Here is an 18,515-nt window from a genome sequence, read left to right on the forward strand (position 1 = left end):
GCTCAGGCCGCCCTGGCCAGAAGATCCTGCCCGATCAGGAAGTCCCGCAGGATACCCGGGTCGGTGAAGCGATGCGCGATCCAGCCGCGCGCCGTGGCCGCTGCCACGTTGGCCGGATTGTCGTCGATGAACACGAGCCGGTCCGGCGCCTTACCGAGATCCGCCTCGACATGGGCGAAGATGCGCGGGTCCGGCTTGATCAGTTGCAATTCGCCGGAGACGTAGACCTTCTCGAACTGGTCGAAGAACGGGTAGCCCGGGTCGTGGCGCACCAGCGGCAGGGTCTCCACCGACCAGTTGGTCAGCGCCACCAGATGGGTGCCACGGGCCGCCAGCTCGTCCAGGATCTCGACCGTGCCATGGATCGGGCCCTTGATCATCTCGATCCAGCGCGTCTTCCAGGCGCGCAGCGGGACGTCCAGATGCGGGTGGAGTGCCAGGAGCTCGGCGATGCCCTCGTCCATCGGCCGGCCGGCATCGAACTTCTCGTTCCATTCGCCGGTGGCCACGTCGGCCAGGAACCGTTCCATCGCGGCCGCGTCGTCGAAGATGGTCCGATAGAGATAGCGCGGATTCCAGTCGATCAGCACGCCGCCCAGGTCGAACACGACCGTCTTCGGGCTGTCATTTGTCGCCAAGCGTCCCGCTCCCGCATGATCGGATCGTTTTGCCGCTACGGCCGGCCCATGACTTCGGCAAGCGGCTTCTCGACGTCCGTGGAACAGCACGGCATCTTGCGGGAGCCCCAGTCACCTTCGGACCACACCTGCCCGACCATGCCGCTCGTCCCAATCGACCGTGCCCGCCATGAGGTCGAGATCGACCTGCGCTACGCTACGGAACGCAATTTCACCGGAAGGCCGGTTTATGCCCGCGCCCTGCCGCTTTTGCATCAGGATGCCCTGGCGGCGCTGGAACATGCCATCGCCCAGGCGAAGACGCTGGGCCTGCGGCTCAAGCTGCTCGACCTCTACCGGCCGCCCGAGGCGCAGTGGAAGCTCTGGGCGCACACACCCGACCCGGAGTTCTTGGCGGTACCCTGGCGTGGTTCCCCGCATGGCCGGGGGGTGGCGGTCGACCTGACGCTCATGGACAGCGAGGGCAGGGAGCTCGACATGGGCACCGAGTTCGACGCCTTCACGCCACGCTCCCACCATGGCGATGCCGGCGTCTCACCCGAGGCACAGCGCAATCGCCTGCTTCTCCTGGGGCTCATGACCACCGCGGGCTTCGACTTCTATCGCTCTGAATGGTGGCACTACCAGCTGTTCGACGCCCGTGCCCGCTACCCGCTGATCGCCGATGGTGCTGCGGCACCTCGGATGATGTGATCCTTTGTGCATGATGGCTCGTCAAGGCAGGCTTGCCAGGGCGCGTGCCGTCGACCTATGGCTGCGGTGTCCGCCTAAAAGGAGGCGGGCGATGATCTCGGGGCGGGGTGGAAGTCCCCACCGGCGGTGATCGGATCGGTTGCGGCCGATCCGCGAGCCCGCGAGCGCCTTTCGCCTCAATGGGTGGTAGGGTCAGCAGCTTCCGGTGCGATTCCGGAGCCGACGGTCACAGTCCGGATGCAAGAGATCGGTGGCTGATGGACGGATCCCTGGATCCGGGCACCGGCCCTGCGTCTGCCCTGGTCGGTGCATCGGCAGCCATGGGAGCCGCGTTCGTGGACCAGTCCTCTTCCCGCTTCGCCTTCATCCAGTCCTGCTGGCACAAGGAGATCGTCGATCAGTGCCGCGACGGCTTCCTCGCGCGCATGGCCGAGGGCGGGGTGCAAGCCGGCTCGATCGACCGGTTCGAGGTGCCCGGTGCCTTCGAGATCCCGCTCCATGCCAAGCTCCTGGCGAAGTCCGGCCGCTACCGGGCCGTGGTCGCGGCCGGCATGGTGGTGGATGGCGGCATCTACCGGCACGAGTTCGTGGCCCAGGCCGTGATCTCCGGGCTCATGCAGGTCCAGCTCGAGACGTCGGTGCCGGTGCTCTCGGCGGTCCTCACCCCGCAGCAGTTCCACGAGCACGGCACCCACCACGACTTCTTCTTCCAGCACTTCCGCATCAAGGGGCGCGAGGTGGCCGAGGCCTGTCTGGGCGTCACCGCCAGCCTGGCGAAGCTGCCGGGCTGAGGCAGCGCCGCGGCGCTTGAAACCCGCCGAGCGCGCACGCACGCTCGGCATCCACGGCGAGGGCTTGCGATGCGGCGTGGCGGCTTTCTCGCGCTGGGCTACCTCATGGTCGGGCTGGGCTTTGTCGGGATCTTCCTGCCGGTCCTGCCGACCACCCCGTTCCTGATCCTGGCGGCCGGCTGCTTTGCCCGCTCCTCGCCCAGGCTGGAGACGTGGCTCCTCCAGCACCCGCGGTTCGGGCCGCTCCTGCGGCAGTGGCGCGAACGCGGCGCCATTCCCCGGCGGGCCAAGCTCATGGCCTGCCTGGGCATGACCGCAGGCTTCGTCGTCTTCTGGTTCACCAGCCGCCCCGGCCTGCCGCTGGCGAGCCTGGTCGCCCTGCTGATGCTGATTGGGGCCGCCTACGTGCTGACCCGCCCGAGCTGAGCGGGCCAGCGCATCACGGCTGGAAGGGCGTGATCAGCGGCGAGGGCGGCTCGCCCAGCGCCTGGTCGGCCAGGAGCCGCGACGAGCCGGGCCCGAGCGTCAGGCCGCTCGGACCCAGGCCGTTGCCGACGAACAGGCCGTCAATACTGGGCAGCGCGCCCAGGAGCGGCCCGCCCGTCAGGCTCATCGGCCGAAAGCCGATCCGGGTCTCGAGCAGGGTGGCGCTGGCCAGGCCCGGGGCCACGCGCAAAGCCTGGCCCAGCACCTCGTGCAGTCCGCCAGCGGTCACCCGGTGATCGAAGCCGGAGCCGGTCTCGCGGGTGGCACCCGCCACCACCCGGGAATCGTCGAAGGCCAGGAGGTAGTGGTCGCTGTCGGCCGGCAGCAGCACCGGCCAAGCGGAAGTGTCCACGCCCGGCAGGCGCAGATGCACGATCTGGCCGCGCTGGGGTGCCAAGGGCAGGTCCACGCCGAAGGGCGCCAGCAGCGATGCGGCCCAGGCGCCGGCACAGATCACCACCGCGTCGGCGTCGATCCGCTCGCCATCGGCCACGATCCCGACGGCCCGGCCACGCTCAACCAGCAGTTCCGCATGGCCGCGCCGCCAGCTGGCACCGTGCCGGGCCGAGGCGCGCTCCAGGGCAGCAGCCAGCAGCCGCCCGTCCAGCCGGGCAGCACCGCTCAGGTGCAGCGCCAAGAGCTGCCGGTCGACCGGCGGGAACAGTTCCTGCACAGCGTCCGGCGCCAGCCGCGCGATCGTGCCGATCTCGGGTGCGGTCTCGGCGCGGCGGTGCACCAGCGCCTCGGCGTGATCCAGCACGGCCGGATCTACCGAAAGCAGCAGGGCGCCGACCTTGCGATAGCCGAGCTCGGTCTCGCCATCCTCGGCGAGCGCCGGGACGAGCTCGGCGTAATAGGCGGCCGAAGCGCATGCCAGCGCATAGAAGGCGGGGTCATGGTCCCTGCGGAGCCAGGGGCAGATGATGCCGGCACCGGCCGAGGTCGCGCGGCCCGGATCGGCACGCTCCACCACGACGACGTCCGCACCCTTGCGGGCCAGGTGGTAGGCGGTGCCGGCACCCATGATGCCGCCGCCCACAACCACGATCTTCATGCCGGCATCTCCCGTTCAGGCCCGCCGCGTCCGTACCGGGTCAGTTCTGGGTCCCCCGGCAGCGAACCCGCTGCACCATACTGGGGTAGACCTCGGGCGTCGCCGCGCCATGCGGGCGCGGAACATTGTCGCGCGGACCGGTTCCGATGGCTAGATTGGCGGGATAGTCGGCGCGGGGACGTGTCGGAATTTTCCTTGCAGCGTCGAGAGTTCATGATGTCCTCGGCAGCATTCGGCGCAGGCAATGGGGCGCCCACGTTCAACCTCGTGCGCTGGTTCGGCCTGGTCAGCGCCTGTGCGATCATCGTGCTGGCCGGCATCGCCGCATGGTCGATGCAGCGGTTCATGACGGAGAACATCCTGGCCCGCGATGCCGAGACCATGATGCTGTTCATCAACAGCATCGTGCAGGACGAGCGCGCCGAGGGCTACTTCCTGGGCGATGCACCGGACAGCGGGAGCCGCCACGTCGGTGACTTCTATGGTCATGTGGGCAACATGCCGGGCGTACTGCGGGCCAACACCTACAATCTCGACCGGCGGGTCATCTGGTCGACCGACCCCAGCCTGGTCGGCCGGGTGGAGACCTACAATGTTGAGCTGGAGCGGGCGCTGGGCGGACGGCCGGTGGTCGAGAGTGGCTATGCCGGGTCCCACGACAAGCCGGAACATGCCAGCTTGGCGGAAGACGGCACGTTCTTCGTCGAGAACTATCTGCCGATCTGGTCGCGCTCCGGTGGGCCCAGGGTAATCGGGGTGGTCGAGGTATACCGCACGCCCGAAGCCCTGGCCCACGCGATCCGTCGCGGGCGGCAGATGGTGGTCGCGGGCGCGGTCGGGGCCGGCCTCGCGCTCTACTGCGCCCTGTTCTGGCTGATCGCCCGTGCTGCGCGGCTGATCGAGGCGCAGCAGCGTGAGCTCATTACGGCGCGCACGCTGGCCGCGTCCGGCGAGGTCGCTTCCGCGGTGGCGCACGGCCTGCGCAATCCCCTGGCCGCGATACGCTCGGCCGCGGAACTCTCGCTGGACAGCGATCCGGCCGAGCAGCAGCGGCTCCTGCGCGAGATCATCGCCGATACCGACCGTCTGGAGGAATGGGTGCGTGAATATCTGCATTATACCCGTGCTGAGGCGGTCGAGCCGGAGCCGCTGCCCCTGGGCCCGGTCCTGGAGCGGTGCCTGGCACAGATCGCGGCCCAGTGCCGCCAGCGCGGCATTGAGGTGGCGGTGTGCCTGGCGCCCGACCTGCCGCCCTGCCTAGCCGAACCCCTGCTGCTCGGGCAGGCGGTGGCGAGCCTCCTGACCAATGCGGTGGAGGCGATGCCGGACGGCGGGAGGCTCAGCGTCGAGGCACGGCTCAAGAGTGAAATCCACATCCTCGTGCGCGTCATGGACACCGGCCCCGGGATGAGCAGCATGGAACTGCAGAGCGCCTTTCTGCCCTATTACAGCCGTAAGCCCGGCGGGCTCGGGCTGGGGCTGCCGCTCGCCCGGCAGATCGCCCAGCGCCTGGGCGGCAGCCTGGATCTCATGAGCCTGCCTGGGCAGGGCACCGAGGCCCGTCTGCTGCTGCTGGGAGCCGGTTCGTGAACGGTGCCGCCATCCTGATCATCGACGACGAGGAGCGCCTCGCCCGCAACATGGCGAGCTATCTCGAGCGCGAAGGCCATGCCGTGCGCATGGCGTTCAGCGCCGAGCAGGGACTGGCGGAGGTCGCCGATTTCAGGCCCGACCTAGTGCTGCTCGACCTGCGGCTGCCGGGCATGGATGGGCTGGAGGCGCTCCGGCGCTTTCGCGAACTGGATCCGGACCTGCGCATCGTGATGATGACGGCACACGGCAACGTCCAGAACGCGGTCGACGCGCTGAAGGCGGGCGCCTACGACTATGTCACCAAGCCCTTGATCCTGCGCGACCTGAAGCGGCTGGTGGACAAGATCTCCACCGACGACCGGATCGCCAGCACGCTCAGCTACTACCAGCATCGCGATGCACGCGGCAGCGGCCTGGACCGGATCGTCGGCGCCTCGCCGACGGTGCTGCGGCTCAAGGACGAGATCTCCCGGCTGGCCCAGGGCGAGCGGCAGATGGCGGGGGGCCTGCCGCCGCCACCGGTCCTGGTGGTCGGGGAGACCGGTACCGGCAAGGAGCTGATCGCGCGGGCGATCCATTTCGAGGGGCCGCGCGCCGCCGCACCCTTCATCGAGATCAACTGTGCCGCCCTGCCGGCGGCCTTGATCGAGGACGAGCTGTTCGGCCACGAGCGCGGCGCCTTCACCGATGCCAAGGAGCGCAAGCTCGGCCTGGTGGAGGCGGCGGATGGCGGCACGCTGTTCCTGGACGAGATCGGCGACATGGACCTGTCGCTTCAGGCCAAGGTGCTGCGTCTGCTCGAGGATCGCCGGGTGCGGCGGCTTGGGGCGGTGCGCGACCGGACGATCGACGTCCGGATCGTGGCAGCGACCAACCAGCCCCTGGAGGAACTGGTGCGCGCCGGCCGCTTCCGCACCGACCTGTATTTTCGCCTGCGGATCGTGGCGCTGAGCGTGCCGAGCCTGCGCGAGCGCGGCAGCGACGTGCAACTCCTCGCCCGTCATTTCCTGGCCCAGGCCAAGGCGCGCTACCGCCGCCCGGAGCTGCATCTGAGCCCCCACGCCGAGCAGGCGCTGGGGAGCCACCATTGGCCGGGCAACGTCCGCGAGCTGCGCAACGTGATGGAGCATGCGGCCCTGCTGGCGCCGGGCCCGGAGATCGGCCCGGAATCGCTGATCCTCTCCTCGCTCGGCAAGGAGGACGCCCCGGCTGCAGCGGACGGGCCGATCGGCCTGCCGGAGGCCGGCATCGACCTGGAGGCCATGGAGCGCAGCTTCATGCAGCAGGCGCTGGAGCGCACCGGCTGGAACGTGACTGCGGCCGCCAAGCTGCTGGGGCTGGGCCGCGATGCGCTGCGCTACCGGGTGGAGAAGCTGGCGCTCACCAAGTCCGGCTGAGCGGCGCCGGCTTGGGACAGCCAGTGGGTGAGCCCACCCGACGCATTGGGGGAAATCACCCGCCCGGACCTGCCCGGACAACGACTTGTTCCGGCAAATCCTTGAGCACGCTGCCTGTTTTGTCGGTGGCACGCTGATTGCGTCATGGCGCCCAGGAAGCCTTCAGGGAAATGCCACGATGCACCTCTATTCCGGCCCGGGCAGGGTGACTGCCTCCTACTCCCGGATCCGCCTGTCGCCAGCTCCCTCCTCCTCGGTCCGGCAGACCCTGGCGCCGGGCCGGCGGGCTGCCGCCACGGCAAATGGCGGGCTGCTGATCACCTTCGAGGGCGGGACGGGGATCGCCGTGTCGATCGGCCAACGGAAGGTCATCTTCATCTGCCATGTCCCGCTGCGCGCGGGCCAGAAGCTGGGCGGCTACGTCCTGATGCCGCGCACCGCTGAGCGGTCCAGCGCCGCGGGCAGCTACCTGGCGAAGGTGACTCGGGTCAGGCCGGCGGCGGACGGGGCCTCGTTCGAGGTCACGGCGCGCTTCCTGTGGCCCAGGACCGAGTCCTGAGCCGGGGCGGCGTGAGCCTCTTGTCCGGCCGCCGTCTCACTCGCCGGCGGCCGCACCCTCCCGGCGCGGGTCGACACCGCTTTCCAGCCCGGTGGGGCCCAGCCGGATCGCGTGCAGACCGCTGTTCAGCGGCTTGACCTGGACCTCCTGGCCGCGCGCCCGAAGCGCCGCCTCGAAGTCCGCTGCCTCGGTACCGGCCTCCAGCTCGACCGGACCGTTGCGGCTGAGCACATGGCCCATCGCCACCGCCTCCTGCGGTGCCATGCCCCAGTCCAAGATCGCGACCAGGGCCTGGGCGACATAGCCGATGATCTGGCTGCCGCCGGGCGAGCCGATCAGCAGGATCGGTGCGCCGGCCTGGTCGAACACGATGGTGGGCGCCATCGAGCTGCGCGGCCGCTTGCCCGGCTCCAGCCGGTTGGCGACCGGCCGGCCGTTTTCCTCCGGGGCGAAGGCGAAGTCGGTCAGCTCGTTGTTGAGCAGAAAGCCGCCGGCCATCAGCCGGCTGCCGAAGCCGCTCTCGATCGTAGTCGTCATCGACACGGCATTGCCGGCCGCATCGACGACCACGAGCTGCGAGGTACCGGGCAGCTTGTCGCTCTCGTCGGGTGCGAGGAGCGTGGCCTCGCGCCAGGGCGGGTTACCGGCCTCGGCCTCGGCGATCGAGCGGTCCAGTGCGATCGCTTGAGCGCGGGCGGTCAGATAGGCTTGGTCGAGCAGGCCACGGACGGGAACCTGGATGAAGTCGCTGTCGGCCAGGTAGAGGTTGCGGTCGGCGAAGGCGAGCTTGGAGGCTTCGGCCAGCACCTGCATACCATCGGCCGTCGGCCCCAGCCCGGCCATGTCGAAATGCTCCAGCAGGCCCAGGATCTGCAGCACGGCGATGCCGCCGGAGCTGGGCGGGCCCATGCCGCACACCCGGTACACGCGGTAGGGCCGGCAGACCGGGTCGCGCAGGACCACGCGATAGTCGGCCAAGTCCTGCATGGTCAGGGTCGCGGGGTTGCGAGCGGCACCGGCGACCGCCGCCACGATCTCCTGGCCGATCGCACCCTGGTAGAACGGCGCGGAGCCCGCCGCTGCGATCCGGCGCAGGGTCCGGGCAAATGCCGGATTGCGCAGCACGCTCCCGGCAGTCCGCGGTGTGCCGTCCTCCTCCAGGAAATAGGCGCGCGCCTCGGTGAACTCGGCCAGCCCGGCGCTGCTGTCTGCGATGGCACCGGCAAGGCGCGGGGAGATGGGGAAGCCCTCCTCCGCCAGCCGGATCGCCGGTGCCAGCAGGTCCGGCCAGGGAAGCTTGCCGTGCAGCCGGTGCGCCAGCTCCAGCAGGGCCAGCGTACCCGGGACGCCCACCGAGTGGCCGCCCGCCACCGCATCCGTGAACGGCATGGGCTGGCCATCTGGGCCGAGGAACCGGTCCGGGGTCGCCGCGGCGGGTGCCGTCTCGCGGCCATCGAAGCTGGTGAGGTTGCCCGCGGCGGCATCCCAATGGAGCAGGAAAGCGCCGCCGCCGATCCCGGAAGACTGGGGCTCCACCAGATTCAGGACGAACTGCGCGGCGATCATGGCGTCTACGGCACTGCCGCCTTTGGCGAGCACGTTCCGGCCGGCCTCGGTCGCCAGCGGATTGGCGGTTACGATCATCTGCTGATCGGCGGTGAACGCCGGCATCGGTGCCGAGCGGCCGCTGGGCAGTTCCGGAGGCGGGCGATCGTCCGCCAGCACTGCACCCGGCACGAACAGCAGGCCCAATGCCACGAGACCGGCCGACCGCCATGGCAGGAACGACAGGAAGCCGCCGGAAAGGCGGCGGATCCGGCGCTTGAGCAGGAAGGAGATGGCACTCCCGGACAGGGAGAGGAGGAGGCCGCCCAGGCCGGTGACCAACGCTGCGACCCAGCCGCCGGCAGTGAGCCAGGCCCGCTTGCCGGCACGATAGACGCGGAAGGCGTGCCGGGTCTGCTTGCCGAGCGTCGCCAGCACCGGCTCGGTGTTCTTGCCGAGCGCCTGGGCCACCCGCCGGTAGAACGGCAGGTCGGCCAGCCGGTCGGCCTGGCCGAGCATGTCCAGTGCCGCGCCCGTGCCGGCGGCGCGCTGGATCCGGTAGAGTTCGCCGCCGGCCTGGCCGAGCTCGCCCGCCGCCTTGGGGCGGATCAGGCGCGCCGCCGTCGCTGGTGCCAGATCGAGCTCGGCGGCGGCACGCTTCGCCGCCGGCAGGTCCACCAGCCGGGCAACGAGCCGCCGGATGTCGGCGCCCACACCGGCGCTGACCCTGCCAAAGCGTGTGGCGGTCTTGAGCACGGCTTTGCCGAACCTGGCCGGGAGCGCCTGGGCCGGTGCGACGAAAGCGGCCGCGGTGAGCCCGAGCCCGACCACGGACAGGCCCAGCACCAACTCGTCCGGCTGCTCGGCCATCCCCAGCTGATAGACGATGTCGCGCAGATCCCCGGCTGGAGTGAGGTCGACCGCCAGGGCACCAGCGAGGCCACTCAATGATTCGCCCTGCCCGGTCACCCCGCCGTGCAAGGCATCCCAGGAGCCGCGCAGGAGGGTGGCCTGCCAGCCGGTGGCCTCGGCCAGTGCCTCACGGGTGGCGGGCAGCAGCGGCTGCTCCGCCAGATCGGCGGCGGCGGCATGGATCCGCGCGTGCTCGACATCGCCTCGGTCCAGCGCCTCCTGGATCACCCGGTCGAACTCGGTGCCGGCCGCCACCCGGACGAACTGGCCCATGAGCGTGTCGGCAATCGCTCGATCGTCGACGGGCAGCTCCACCAGCGGATGGGCCACGACCTGGTCCACCACCCGGGCCAGCCGCTCGGCCGCGACGAGGAACAGGGCGAGCGAAGCCAGGGCCAGGCCCAGCCGCAGGCCAATGACGCGGAGCGAGCAGCGCCGGTCGAAGGTGCGGAGCCGCCGGTGCCGCAGCCAGGCGAGCGTGCTCGCCATGAACGAGAGCAGCAGCGGTACTCGGTACCAGACGTCCCAGTGCCGGATCAGGCGCCAGCCATCCGGCACCGTCCCCTGGAGCAGCGCCTGCGCTCCGGGCCGCGACCAATCCGCCAGTGCATGGGCGGCCAAAAGCCAGGGCAGGGCCAGCAGCACCAGGAACAGGCTCGACCATGCCCTGAACCACCAAGTCGCTGCGCGTTCGCGAGCCTGTTCGTCAGGGCATGCGGCCACTGCCTTCATCTTCCCGTCCCATCAACGGAAACCCGGCCGGCACGCGGGCGTTGCACGAAGAATTCCGGAGGAAAAGCGACAATGGCGGCGCACGCCGGCTCGAACAAGGTGATCTATGCGGCGCTGCTCGGCAACCTCCTGATCGCGATCACCAAGTTCGTGGCGGCCGGGTTCACCGGCAGTTCGGCGATGCTGAGCGAGGGGGTGCATTCGCTGGTCGACACCGGCAATGAGATCCTGCTGCTCTACGGGCTGCACCGGGCGCGGCGGCCGCCCGACCGGACCCATCCCCTGGGCCACGGGCGCGAGATCTATTTCTGGAGCTTCATCGTGGCGCTCCTGGTCTTCGCGCTGGGCGCCGGCGTCTCGATCTACGAGGGCATCTCTCACATCCTGACGCCGCATCCGGTCGAGAACGTCCAGGTGAACTACGTGGTGCTGCTGCTCTCCATCCTGTTCGAGGGGTACAGCTGGCGCGTGGCGCTCAAGGAGTTCCGGCGGGAGAAGGGGAAGCTCGGCTATCTCGAGGCGGTGCGGCGGAGCAAGGACCCTACCACCTTCACCGTGCTGTTCGAGGACAGCGCGGCTCTGGTTGGCTTGGTCACCGCGCTTGCCGGAATCACGCTGGCCCAGCTGCTGGACATGCCGGAACTGGACGGGGTTGCCTCCGTCGGGATCGGACTGGTGCTCGCCGCCACCGCGATCTTCCTGGCGCGGGAAAGCAAGGGGCTTCTGATGGGCGAGCCGGCCCTGCCGGAGGTGCAGCGCTCGGTTCTGGCGATCGCGGAGCATGATCCGGCGGTCGAGCGGGCCAACGGCGTGCTCACCGTGCAGATGGGCCCCGACCAGGTGGTGGTGGCGATCAGCGTGGAGTTTGCCGATGAACTGCAGGCCACCGCGATCGAAGAATGCGTCGAGCGGCTGGAACAGGCGCTCAAAGCGGCCCACCCGGAGATCGCCGGCATCTTCGTCAAGCCGCAGTCCGCCGGCCGATGGCTGGCGGTCCGCCAGAAGCTCGATCAGGTCGAGTGAGGTCATGTGCGGGCGCCGCCATGCCGCGGTCGCAGGACCGATGACGGTTCCATGTTTGTGGTGCATGGTCGCCCGACCGGGAATGATGCCCGTTCCCGGCGACGGCACATGGACCGGTATGGATATCGTGGCAGTCTGGCAGTGGTCGTCGTCGCGCAGCCGGCGCTCCGCACCCGCGGCGCCGCGGCGGCCTGCATGATCGGAATGGATGCGCCGGCGGCGCGGCAGGTCCGGCGGCGGGCATGGCGGCGGGTGCGGCCGCCCAGCATGTCGATCGCGGTGGCACTCCTGGTCACCACCACGCTCCTGCTCTCGGTGGCGGTGGGCTTCGTCCTGTTCGCGGGCTACCGGGTCGCCCAGCTCAACACGACCGAGCTGGTGCGCGCCCGCTCGGAATTCCTGATCAGCTCGGTGGCCGAACGGACCCGGGTCCATCTCGACCCGGTGCGAGCGCAGCTGGAATTCCTGGCCGAGCAGATGGCGCGCGAGGATCTCGACCTCCGGCAGCCGGAGAAGCTGGGCGACCGGCTGCTCGCCTCGCTCGCGGCGGTGCCGCAGGAAAGCGTGGTGGCGTTCGCCAGTCCGGAACTGCAGGTGCTGCGTGCGTTCCGCAACCGGCCGGAGACGCCGCTTTCCATCAACGACTGGCGGGAGGATCCGGGCTTTGAGGCGGCCATGCGCCAGGCGGCGCTGGCGACCGGCCCGTTCTGGGGCGAACTCTACGTCACCGAGGGGCGCGAGATGCCCTTCATCAACCTGTTCGTCCCGGTCCGACGGAATGGAGAGTTCGTCGGTGCCCTGATCGCCGGCGTCACCACGGCCGAATTGTCCGAATTCCTGGGCATGCTGGCCGGTAGCCAGATGCGACCCTTCATCCTCTACGGGCCGCACTCGGTGCTGGCCCATCCGGACCTGACCCAAGGCTTCCCCGGTCTCAGCAACGAGCATCCGCTGCCGGACCTGGACGAACTGGGCGATCCGGTGCTGGCGAGGCTGTGGAGCCCGGACCCGGAGTTCGAATCCGAGCAGGGCCGCACCTTCACCAACGATGCGGTGAGCGCGCGGATCGTCCAGGTGGACGGCGAGAGCTTCGTGTTCCTGCTCCAGGAATTGTCGGGCTACGGGCAGCAGCCCTGGATCATCGGCACTTACCTGCCACTGGCAGTGGCGGCACCCCAGCTCGACCGCCTGACCCACCTGCTCTGGATCGGCGGGCTCGTGCTGCTGGTCGGGCTGGGCCTGGCGCTGCTGATCGGCCGCAGCCTCAGCCAGCCGATCCGCGAGCTGGCGGAAGAGGCGAACCGGCTGCGCGAGCTCAATTTCGACGCCCCGCCGCCCCGGCTGCGCGGCATGTTCCGCGAGCTGAACGAGGCCGCGGCCGCCTATGACGCCATGGTTGGCGGGCTGCGCCTGTTCGCGACCTACGTGCCACGCACCCTCGTGCGCCGGATGATGCGCCAGGGCTCGCCCAGGGCGATCATCTCGGTGGAGCGCGAGGTGACCGTCATGTTCACCGACATCGCGGGCTTCACCACGCTCTCCGAGCATCTGCCGGCCACCGAGGTGGCGACCTTCCTGAACCACCACTTCACCCTGATCGACCGCTGCGTGGAGGCGACCGAGGGCACCATCGACAAGTATATCGGCGACGCGATGATGGCGTTCTGGGGCGCTCCGGGCTCCCAGCCCGACCATGCCGAGCGGGCCTGCACCACAGCACTGGAGGTGGCGCGGGTCCTGCGCCTGGACAACGAGGCACGCGTGGCGCAGGGCTTGGCGCCGGTGCGGATGCGGATCGGGATCTGCAGCGGCCGCGCGGTGGTGGGCGACATCGGCGCGCCCAGCCGGGTCAACTACACGGTGGTGGGCGATGTCGTGAACGTGGCCGAGCGGCTGGAGGAGCGCGCGCGGGGCGTGGGCACGCCGGACGACGCGGTCACCATCCTGCTGGCCGAAAGCACGGTGGCACTGACCGGCGACCGCTTCCCGGTCCGCTCGCTGGGCCGGCAGGAACTGCGCGGCCGCCGCGAGCCGCTCGAGATCTTCCAGCTCGACACGGACGACCGTGCGGGGTGAAGCCCGTGCCCGTTCAGGCCGGTGCCTCGACCGCGGCGACCACCCGGTTCCTGCCGCCATTCTTGGCGAGATAGAGCGCCCGGTCGGCGCGCTCGATCAGGGCCTCGGGCGGCTCGCCCGCCCGCCCCTCGGCCACGCCGAACGAGGCGGTGACCTTGCTCAGCGACCGGCCGGTCTTGGTGGTGATCTTGGCCATGCCCTCCAGCATGGTCCGGGCCCGCTCGGCGACGTCGGTGGCCTCGGCCAGCGTGGTATCGGGCAGGAGGATCGCGAACTCCTCGCCGCCGAAGCGGGCGGCCAAGCCATGGCTGCCGGCGGTCTGGCGCAGGATCCGGGCAAACGCGACCAGGATCAGGTCGCCAGCCTTGTGCCCGTAGCTGTCGTTGAAGCGCTTGAAATGGTCGATGTCGGCGAGGATCAGGCTCGCCAGGGGATGCCGGTGCATCTCCTCGTCCAGGCAGCGCCGGTTGCCGATCCGGGTGAGCGGATCGGTCCGTGACCGGGCCCGCTCGACCTCGAAGCGCGCGCTGACCCGGGCGATGCTCCGGGTCGAAGCCTCGATGCGCTCGGTCACGCCCGCGCGCAGCCGCCGGTTCTCCTGAGCCAGTGCCGCCAGTTCCTGGCAGATCCGCTCCAGCGTGTTCCTGGCGGCACCGTCGGCCGTGCCGGCCAGGGCGGCCAGCTCCGTGCCGATCACGCCGAACCGGCGGTCATGGCCCGAGGTCGTGCGGAGCAGGTCCGCAATCTCGGTGACGCCGCGCCCGAGGCTCCGGATCGTCTCGTCATAGTCCGCCAGCATCGGCTCGCTGCCGAAATGACGTCGGTAGATCGCCTCGCAATGCTGGGAAGTGGCGGTGGCGGGATCGGCCAGCATCGCCTGCACCTCCGTGGCCAGCTCCGGAAACTGCCCGGCATGGTAGGCGAACACGATGCTGTAGCTGGCCGGCAGAGGTGCCAGGTCCAGCTCGTCCAGGCTGGTCATGGTCAAGGCGGCGAATCTGTCCGCGGCTTCCCGATCCAGAATGAGATGGAGCATGCCGAAAATCCGGAGTGCCTGATGTGCAAGCCGCATTTGCGCCAATAACGTGCGTCGGCGTCAACAAACTTCTACCTTTAGGCGACAACTGCGGCGGCTGGGCCAACGGATGGCAATGACGGCGCGCGCGCAACCTCGCCGTGGGCGGGCCGTTCTCCACGCAGCGCAATGCCGCCCCCAGAGGGGCCGAAGGCCAGGAGCAGACTTGATGATCACCGACCCGAAGAACGGCGCGCCGCAGCCGCCCCAGCCCAAGCAGCAGCAGGACATGCCCGGCGAGACCGGCAAGATGACGCCCAAGCCGGACCATGGCGAGGAAAGCTACAAGGGCAGCGGCCGGCTGGCGGGACGGGCGGCGATCATCACCGGCGCCGATTCCGGCATCGGCCGCGCTGTCGCGATCGCGTTCGCCCGCGAGGGGGCGGACGTGCTGATCTCCTATTACAGCGAGCACGAGGACGCCAAGGAGACCGCCCGCTGGGTGGAGCAGGCCGGCCGCAAGGCCGTGGTGGTCGCGGGCGACATCAAGGAGGAGAGCCACTGCAAGGAGCTGGTGGCGCGGGCGCAGCAGGAATTCGGCAAGCTCGACATCCTGGTCAACAACGCGGCGCACCAGGCGACCTTCGAGAAGATCGAGGACATCAGTGCGGAGGAATGGGACGTCACCTTCCGCACCAACCTCTACAGCCAGTTCTATCTGTGCAAGGCGGCGGTCCCGGTGATGAAGCCGGGCAGCTCGATCATCAACACCAGCTCGATCAACGCCAAGAACCCGTCGCCGACGCTGCTGGCCTACGCCACCACCAAGGGGGCGATCGCCAATTTCACGGCGGGTCTGGCGGGCCTGGTGGCGGAGCGGGGCATCCGGGTCAACGCGGTGGCGCCGGGGCCGATCTGGACGCCGCTGATCCCCTCGACCATGCCGCCGGAGAAGGTGGAGAGCTTCGGCCAGAACACGCCGCTCGGCCGCGCCGGCCAGCCGGTGGAACTGGCGCCCGCCTATGTGATGCTGGCTTCTGTAGAATCCAGCTATATAACTGGTGCGGTGATCCCGGTCACGGGCGGGCGGCCGATGCTCTAGGAAGGCTGCGGCGAGGCGGGCGCAGGCAGCAGACGTGGTGGTCGGCGACGGAAGGGTGATCGGATGGCCAGGACAGGCGGCGTCGGCTCGGTTGCCCTGCTGGGACTGGCAGCGCTGGCGCTGACTGCCTGTACCGGGCCCAAGCCCTTGCCGGTCGAGGCCGGCTACGGGCCGACCCCGACCCTGCCAGAGCCGCACTCCTCGCTGGTGCCGACGGTCAAGATCGCCTCCGTGGTCGGCTGGACGAAGCAAGCGACGCCGGTGCCGGAACCGGGCTTCACGGTGGCGGCGTTCGCCCGTGAACTGGACCATCCGCGCTGGCTGTACGTGCTGCCCAACGGCGATGTGCTGGTCGCGGAGAGCAATGCGCCGCCCTCGGAGAGCACTGGGGTCACGGACTGGGTGGCTGGGCTGGTCAAGGACGCGGCGGGTGCCGGGGTCCAGAGCCCCAACCGGATCATCCTGCTGCGCGACGCGGATGGCGACGGCGTGGCGGAAACCCGCACGACCTTTTTGGAGAACCTGTTCTCGCCGTTCGGCATGGCGCTGATCGGCAACGATTTCTATGTCGCCAATGCCGACGCGGTGCTGCGCTTCCCCTACCAGCCGGGCGAGACCAGGATCACTGCGGCGGGAGAGAAGATCGTCGACCTGCCGGGCGGGCCGATCAACCATCACTGGACCAAGAACATCCTGGCCAGCCCGGACGGGACCAGGCTGTTCGCGACGGTCGGCTCGAACAGCAATGTCGGCGAGAACGGCATGGAGAACGAGAAAGGGCGCGCGGCGATCGTCGAGATCGATCTGGCCACCCGTGCGACCCGAGTGTTCGCCAGCGGCCTGCGCAACCCGAACGGCTTGGCCTGGCAGCCGGCGTCAGGCCGGCTCTGGACCGTGGTCAACGAACGGGACGAGATCGGCGACGACCTGGTGCCGGACTACATGACCGCGGTCCAGGAAGGCGGCTTCTATGGCTGGCCCTATAGCTGGTACGGGCAGCATGTCGACGTGCGGCCGCAGCCGCCGCGGCCGGACCTGGTGGCCCGGGCGATCGTACCCGACTATGCGCTGGGCGCACACACCGCGTCGCTGGGGCTGGTCTTCTACGAAGGCGACATGTTCCCGGAACGCTACCGGGGCGGCGCCTTCATCGGCCAGCACGGTTCCTGGAACCGCTCGGTGCCGAGCGGCTATCAGGTGGTGTTCGTGCCGTTCAACAAAGCGGGCCGGCCGGACGGGCCGCCGAAGCGGTTCCTCACCGGGTTCCTGAACGAGGCGGGCGAGGCGCAGGGCCGGCCGGTGGGTGTCGCGGTGGACCGGGCGGGTGCCCTGCTGGTGGCCGACGACGTCGGCAACGTGGTGTGGCGGGTGACCACGGCGCATGGAACCCCGGGGGCCGGTCCTGCGTCTTAAGGACCATCACGGCGACTCCTGGTCCGCCGCCACCCTTTGGAGCCCTGCATGGACGTCCTGCGCATCCTGATCGCGATTCTTCTTCCGCCGCTCGGCGTGTTCCTGCAGGTCGGCCTCGGGCTCCAGTTCTGGATCAACATCCTGCTGACCCTGCTGGGCTACATCCCCGGCATCATCCATGCGGTGTATATCATCGTGAAGCGCTGATCAGCGCTCCGGCCAAGCCCAGGCCGGCGGCTCGGCGCCGGGCAGCACGGTCTCGCCGAGTTCCTTGCCCAGCGAAAGATGCCGGCAGGCGGGCTGGGCCGCCAGCACGTCGACCAGAGCGGGCGCGTGCGAGACCACCACGAGCTGGCTCTGCTCCGCCGCCCGGCCGATCAGCCGGGCCAGCGGTGCCAGCAGCTGCGGGTGGAGGCTGGTCTCGGGTTCGTTCAGGATCATCAGGGCCGGCGGGCGGGGCGAGAGCAGGGCTGCGGTGAGCAGCAGGTAGCGCAGCGTGCCGTCGGACAGCTCGGCCGCCTTGAGCGGGCGGAGCAGGCCCGGCTGGCGCAGTTCCACCTCCAGATAGCCGTCCGTGCCGCCGATCGCGAGCGCGGCACCCGGGAAGGCGTCCTCCAGGCTCGCGCGCAGGCCGGCACGGTCGCCGACCTCCACGATCGTCTGCAGCGCTGCCGCCAAGTCCGCGCCGTCATCCGCCAGGACCGGCGTGAAGGTGCCGACCTGCGGCCGGCGCGACGGCGCGTTCCGGTCGGTCGGCAGGTGGTCGTAGAACCGCCAGGCCGCCATCCGCTCGCGCAGCATCAATAGTTCCGGCGCCTGCCGGGGATCGGCGCAGTGGGTCATCATGCTGTCGGCGGAGGCGAGGCCGGTCATGGCCTGCCGCCATACGCCCCGATCGTCGCGCAGCCGCACCGACGGGCCGCGCCGCTCGGCGAAGCAGCTGGCGCGGCGGAGCAGTTCCCCGGTCCAGACACTCTCGGCCTTGATCTCCGGGTCACGAGCAAAGGCGGAGCTGGACGGCTTGGGCAGGCCCAGATTGATCGCATAGCCATAGTCGGGACCGGCGAAGCCCAGCTTCAGGCCGACCGGCTGGCGACGCACCGTGCCCTGCACCTGGACCGTGCCGGCCTTCATCCCGCGCGAGAAGGATTCCGGACCGGCCCAGAGGGTGGAGGACAGGCCACCCTCGGCAGCGAGCGAGGCCACCACCCGGCCCTGCGCCAGATCGGCCAGGAGGCGCAGGGCCCGGTACAGGCTGGACTTGCCGCTGCCGTTGGCCCCGGTGACCAGGTTGAGCGGCCCGAGCTCCAGGCGCAGGTCGCGCAGGGAGCGGTATCCGGAAACGGCGAGGCGGCTGATCATGGCTGCTGCACAGCGAAACCGCCGCGGAAGGTCAAGCCGCGGCTTCAGGACGAAGTGGCGCCGGCTGGCCCGGGTGGCGTCGTTCCGGCATCTTGTGCCGACAACAAGGTGAGGCTTTCGCGAT

General features: G+C 69.8%; 16 protein-coding genes and 1 riboswitch. Of the genes, 11 read left to right on the forward strand and 5 right to left on the reverse strand.

Annotated features, from left to right (window positions below; translation table 11 throughout):
- Positions 1–2 precede the first annotated feature (2 nt).
- Complete coding sequence (locus VNS22_RS20445) at positions 3–638, reverse strand: HAD family phosphatase (RefSeq protein WP_325735718.1); 636 nt, start codon at positions 636–638, stop codon at positions 3–5.
- Positions 639–776: 138 nt separating this feature from the next.
- Between VNS22_RS20445 and ddpX the strand changes: the two genes are divergently transcribed.
- The 3 genes from ddpX (at position 777) to VNS22_RS20460 (ending at position 2,548) form a co-directional block, all read left to right on the forward strand.
- Complete coding sequence (ddpX, locus tag VNS22_RS20450; protein WP_349261852.1) at positions 777–1,331, forward strand: D-alanyl-D-alanine dipeptidase; 555 nt, start codon at positions 777–779, stop codon at positions 1,329–1,331.
- Between the two features lie 89 nt (positions 1,332–1,420).
- A riboswitch (FMN riboswitch) is annotated at positions 1,421–1,584 on the forward strand.
- 67 nt (positions 1,585–1,651) lie between these two features.
- On the forward strand, positions 1,652–2,122 hold the full coding sequence (locus VNS22_RS20455; protein ID WP_349261853.1) for a 6,7-dimethyl-8-ribityllumazine synthase: 471 nt from the start codon (positions 1,652–1,654) through the stop codon (positions 2,120–2,122).
- A 69-nt stretch (positions 2,123–2,191) separates the two neighbouring features.
- Complete coding sequence (locus VNS22_RS20460) at positions 2,192–2,548, forward strand: YbaN family protein (RefSeq protein ID WP_325735724.1); 357 nt, start codon at positions 2,192–2,194, stop codon at positions 2,546–2,548.
- A gap of 13 nt (positions 2,549–2,561) precedes the next feature.
- Here the strand turns inward: VNS22_RS20460 and VNS22_RS20465 are convergent, their stop codons facing one another.
- On the reverse strand, positions 2,562–3,662 hold the full coding sequence (locus VNS22_RS20465; RefSeq protein WP_325735726.1) for an FAD-dependent oxidoreductase: 1,101 nt from the start codon (positions 3,660–3,662) through the stop codon (positions 2,562–2,564).
- A 195-nt stretch (positions 3,663–3,857) separates the two neighbouring features.
- Here VNS22_RS20465 and VNS22_RS20470 point away from each other — a divergent pair, with 195 nt between their 5' ends.
- The 3 genes from VNS22_RS20470 (at position 3,858) to VNS22_RS20480 (ending at position 7,211) form a co-directional block, all read left to right on the forward strand.
- Positions 3,858–5,252, forward strand: a complete 1,395-nt coding sequence (locus tag VNS22_RS20470) for a sensor histidine kinase (RefSeq protein ID WP_325735728.1) — start codon at positions 3,858–3,860, stop codon at positions 5,250–5,252.
- On the forward strand, positions 5,249–6,652 hold the full coding sequence (locus tag VNS22_RS20475) for a sigma-54 dependent transcriptional regulator (protein WP_325735730.1): 1,404 nt from the start codon (positions 5,249–5,251) through the stop codon (positions 6,650–6,652). Before VNS22_RS20470 ends, VNS22_RS20475 begins: the two co-directional genes overlap by 4 nt.
- A gap of 178 nt (positions 6,653–6,830) precedes the next feature.
- Positions 6,831–7,211 (forward strand): hypothetical protein, encoded by a 381-nt coding sequence (locus tag VNS22_RS20480; RefSeq protein WP_325735732.1) that lies wholly within the window; start codon positions 6,831–6,833, stop codon positions 7,209–7,211.
- 36 nt (positions 7,212–7,247) lie between these two features.
- On the opposite strand, the gene ggt is transcribed toward VNS22_RS20480, so the two are convergent.
- Positions 7,248–8,993, reverse strand: a complete 1,746-nt coding sequence (ggt, locus tag VNS22_RS28640) for a gamma-glutamyltransferase (RefSeq protein WP_414653400.1) — start codon at positions 8,991–8,993, stop codon at positions 7,248–7,250.
- A gap of 1,479 nt (positions 8,994–10,472) precedes the next feature.
- Between ggt and VNS22_RS20490 the strand changes: the two genes are divergently transcribed.
- The gene (locus VNS22_RS20490; RefSeq protein ID WP_325735736.1) at positions 10,473–11,423 is read left to right on the forward strand and encodes a cation diffusion facilitator family transporter; all 951 of its coding nucleotides are present in this window, start codon (positions 10,473–10,475) and stop codon (positions 11,421–11,423) included.
- 108 nt (positions 11,424–11,531) lie between these two features.
- A complete protein-coding gene (locus tag VNS22_RS20495; RefSeq protein ID WP_325735738.1) occupies positions 11,532–13,499 on the forward strand; it encodes an adenylate/guanylate cyclase domain-containing protein in 1,968 nt (655 codons plus the stop codon).
- Between the two features lie 13 nt (positions 13,500–13,512).
- Here VNS22_RS20495 and VNS22_RS20500 read toward each other — a convergent pair whose 3' ends face one another.
- Complete coding sequence (locus tag VNS22_RS20500) at positions 13,513–14,535, reverse strand: GGDEF domain-containing protein (protein WP_325735740.1); 1,023 nt, start codon at positions 14,533–14,535, stop codon at positions 13,513–13,515.
- A gap of 208 nt (positions 14,536–14,743) precedes the next feature.
- Here VNS22_RS20500 and VNS22_RS20505 point away from each other — a divergent pair, with 208 nt between their 5' ends.
- From VNS22_RS20505 to VNS22_RS20515, 3 genes are all read left to right on the forward strand, one after another.
- Positions 14,744–15,616, forward strand: coding sequence for an SDR family oxidoreductase (locus VNS22_RS20505; RefSeq protein WP_325735742.1), 873 nt, complete (start codon positions 14,744–14,746; stop codon positions 15,614–15,616).
- 63 nt (positions 15,617–15,679) lie between these two features.
- Positions 15,680–17,029 (forward strand): sorbosone dehydrogenase family protein, encoded by a 1,350-nt coding sequence (locus VNS22_RS20510; protein ID WP_325735744.1) that lies wholly within the window; start codon positions 15,680–15,682, stop codon positions 17,027–17,029.
- A 48-nt stretch (positions 17,030–17,077) separates the two neighbouring features.
- Positions 17,078–17,236, forward strand: a complete 159-nt coding sequence (locus VNS22_RS20515) for a YqaE/Pmp3 family membrane protein (protein ID WP_159715611.1) — start codon at positions 17,078–17,080, stop codon at positions 17,234–17,236.
- On the opposite strand, the gene VNS22_RS20520 is transcribed toward VNS22_RS20515, so the two are convergent.
- Complete coding sequence (locus VNS22_RS20520; protein ID WP_325735745.1) at positions 17,237–18,391, reverse strand: AAA family ATPase; 1,155 nt, start codon at positions 18,389–18,391, stop codon at positions 17,237–17,239.
- Between the last annotated feature and the right edge of the window lie 124 nt (positions 18,392–18,515).

Source organism: Geminicoccus sp. (assembly GCF_035556675.1).
Taxonomy (GTDB): domain Bacteria; phylum Pseudomonadota; class Alphaproteobacteria; order Geminicoccales; family Geminicoccaceae; genus Geminicoccus.

What these genes read in the sequence shown, in the direction of transcription:
- ddpX (WP_349261852.1), top strand. Translation starts at nt 777, where the DNA reads ATGCCGCTCGTCCCAATCGACCGTGCCCGCCATGAGGTCGAGATCGAC.
- VNS22_RS20455 (WP_349261853.1), top strand. Translation starts at nt 1,652, where the DNA reads ATGGGAGCCGCGTTCGTGGACCAGTCCTCTTCCCGCTTCGCCTTCATC.
- VNS22_RS20460 (WP_325735724.1), top strand. Translation starts at nt 2,192, where the DNA reads ATGCGGCGTGGCGGCTTTCTCGCGCTGGGCTACCTCATGGTCGGGCTG.
- VNS22_RS20465 (WP_325735726.1), bottom strand. Translation starts at nt 3,662, where the DNA reads ATGAAGATCGTGGTTGTGGGCGGCGGCATCATGGGTGCCGGCACCGCC.
- VNS22_RS20480 (WP_325735732.1), top strand. Translation starts at nt 6,831, where the DNA reads ATGCACCTCTATTCCGGCCCGGGCAGGGTGACTGCCTCCTACTCCCGG.
- VNS22_RS20490 (WP_325735736.1), top strand. Translation starts at nt 10,473, where the DNA reads ATGGCGGCGCACGCCGGCTCGAACAAGGTGATCTATGCGGCGCTGCTC.
- VNS22_RS20495 (WP_325735738.1), top strand. Translation starts at nt 11,532, where the DNA reads ATGGACCGGTATGGATATCGTGGCAGTCTGGCAGTGGTCGTCGTCGCG.
- VNS22_RS20500 (WP_325735740.1), bottom strand. Translation starts at nt 14,535, where the DNA reads ATGCTCCATCTCATTCTGGATCGGGAAGCCGCGGACAGATTCGCCGCC.
- VNS22_RS20505 (WP_325735742.1), top strand. Translation starts at nt 14,744, where the DNA reads ATGATCACCGACCCGAAGAACGGCGCGCCGCAGCCGCCCCAGCCCAAG.
- VNS22_RS20510 (WP_325735744.1), top strand. Translation starts at nt 15,680, where the DNA reads ATGGCCAGGACAGGCGGCGTCGGCTCGGTTGCCCTGCTGGGACTGGCA.
- VNS22_RS20515 (WP_159715611.1), top strand. Translation starts at nt 17,078, where the DNA reads ATGGACGTCCTGCGCATCCTGATCGCGATTCTTCTTCCGCCGCTCGGC.
- VNS22_RS20520 (WP_325735745.1), bottom strand. Translation starts at nt 18,391, where the DNA reads ATGATCAGCCGCCTCGCCGTTTCCGGATACCGCTCCCTGCGCGACCTG.